This is a genomic window from Arthrobacter sp. NPDC080086, assembly GCF_040702285.1.
Genome location: NZ_JBFBKP010000164.1, coordinates 1 through 2,120 on the forward strand (window position 1 = coordinate 1; position 2,120 = coordinate 2,120).

The 2,120-nt window shown below is 60.5% G+C and carries 2 protein-coding genes; both read left to right on the forward strand.

Going from position 1 to position 2,120, the window contains the following annotated elements:
- A partial coding sequence (gene fusA, locus AB0305_RS23020) for an elongation factor G (RefSeq protein ID WP_366174183.1) occupies window positions 1–1,946 on the forward strand: 1,946 nt, incomplete at its 5' end.
- Window positions 1,947–2,028: 82 nt separating this feature from the next.
- A partial coding sequence (locus tag AB0305_RS23025) for a GTP-binding protein (protein ID WP_018003793.1) occupies window positions 2,029–2,120 on the forward strand: 92 nt, incomplete at its 3' end.

Genomic DNA, 2,120 nt, shown 5'->3' on the forward strand with positions numbered 1-2,120 from the left:
CGCGCCGCATCCGTCACGCTGATCACCGGTGCAGTGTCACCCTCGCCCAGCGGCAGGCTGATGCTGTAACCCTTGAGCGGATACAGGCCGGCATCGTGGACTTCACCATCGAGGTGGAGCGTTCCATGCGTGTGCTGGACGGCGCGTGCATGGTGTACTGCGCAGTGGGTGGCGTGCAGCCGCAGTCGGAAACCGTCTGGCGCCAGGCCAACAAGTACAAGGTGCCGCGTCTGGCGTTCGTCAACAAGATGGACCGTACCGGCGCGAACTTCTTCAAGGTCTATGACCAGCTGAAGACCCGCCTGAAGGCCAACCCGGTGCCCGTCGTGGTGCCGATCGGTGCTGAAGACGGCTTCCAAGGCGTCGTCGATCTGCTGGAGATGAAGGCGATCATTTGGGACGAAGCCAGCCAAGGCGTGAAGTTTGAGTACCAGGACATCCCGGCCAATCTGGTGGACGTTGCCAACGAATGGCGCGAGAAGATGGTCGAGTCGGCTGCTGAAGCCAGCGAAGCCCTGATGGAAAAGTACCTGGGCGGCGAAGAGCTGACCCGTGCTGAGATTGTCAAGGCGCTGCGCGACCGTACCATCGCCTGCGAAATCCAGCCGATGCTGTGCGGCACCGCGTTCAAGAACAAGGGCGTGCAGCGCATGCTCGACGCCGTGATCGACTTCCTGCCGTCGCCGGTCGATATTCCGCCGGTCCAGGGCACCGACGAAACCGACAACGAGAAGAAGCTCGAGCGCAAGGCTGACGACAACGAAAAGTTCTCGGCACTGGCGTTCAAGATCATGACCGACCCGTTCGTGGGTCAGCTGATCTTCTTCCGTGTCTACTCGGGCAAGATCAATTCGGGCGACACCGTGTACAACCCGGTGAAGCAGAAGAAGGAGCGTCTGGGCCGTATTCTGCAGATGCACGCCAACCAGCGCGAAGAAATCAAGGAAGTGCTGGCCGGTGACATCGCTGCCGCAGTCGGTCTGAAGGACGCTACCACGGGCGACACGCTGTGCGATCCGGCTGCCCCGATCGTGCTCGAGCGCATGGTGTTCCCTGAGCCGGTGATCTCGCAGGCTGTCGAGCCGAAGACCAAGGCTGACCAGGAAAAGATGGGTATCGCCCTGAACCGCCTGGCCGCTGAAGATCCGTCGTTCCGCGTGCGTACCGATGAAGAATCGGGCCAGACCATCATTTCGGGCATGGGCGAGCTCCACCTCGAAATTCTGGTTGACCGCATGAAGCGTGAATTCGGCGTGGAAGCCAACATCGGTGCGCCGCAGGTTGCCTACCGCGAAACCATCCGCAAGAAGGTTGAAGACGTCGAAGGCAAGTTCGTCAAGCAGTCGGGCGGCCGCGGTCAGTACGGTCACGCTGTGATCACGCTGGAACCGGCAGACGACGAGGCGAAGAAGGCTGGCAAGAACTTCGAATTCGTCGACGCCATCAAGGGCGGTGTGATTCCTCGCGAATACATCCCGGCGGTCGAGAAGGGTATCGTCGACACGCTGCCGGCCGGTATTCTGGCTGGCTTCCCGGTGGTGGACGTGAAGGTTACGCTGACGTTCGGTTCGTACCACGACGTGGACTCGAACGAAAACGCGTTCCGCATGGCAGGCTCGATGGCGTTCAAGGAAGCCATGCGCCGCGCTACTCCGGTTCTGCTCGAGCCGATGATGGCTGTGGAAGTGGAAACGCCGGAAGACTACACGGGTACCGTGATGGGCGACTTGTCGTCCCGCCGCGGCATCGTGCAGGGCATGGACGACATGGTGGGCGGCGGCAAGATCATCAAGGCCGAAGTCCCGCTGTCGGAAATGTTCGGTTATTCGACGTCGCTGCGCTCGCAAACGCAAGGCCGCGCCACGTACACCATGGAATTCAAGCAATACAGCGAGGCACCGAAGAACATCGCCGAAGCTGTGATGGCTGCCAAGGGTACGAAGTAATCAACGTGTTTGGGCGATGCGCATGTGCGTGTCGCCCGCATCCAAATCTAGTAATTAGCCGATTCCGAATTGAGGAGCTGACATGGCAAAGGAAAAGTTCGAGCGGACCAAGCCGCACGTGAACGTTGGGACGATTGGTCACGTTGACCACGGCAAGACGACGCTGACCGCAGC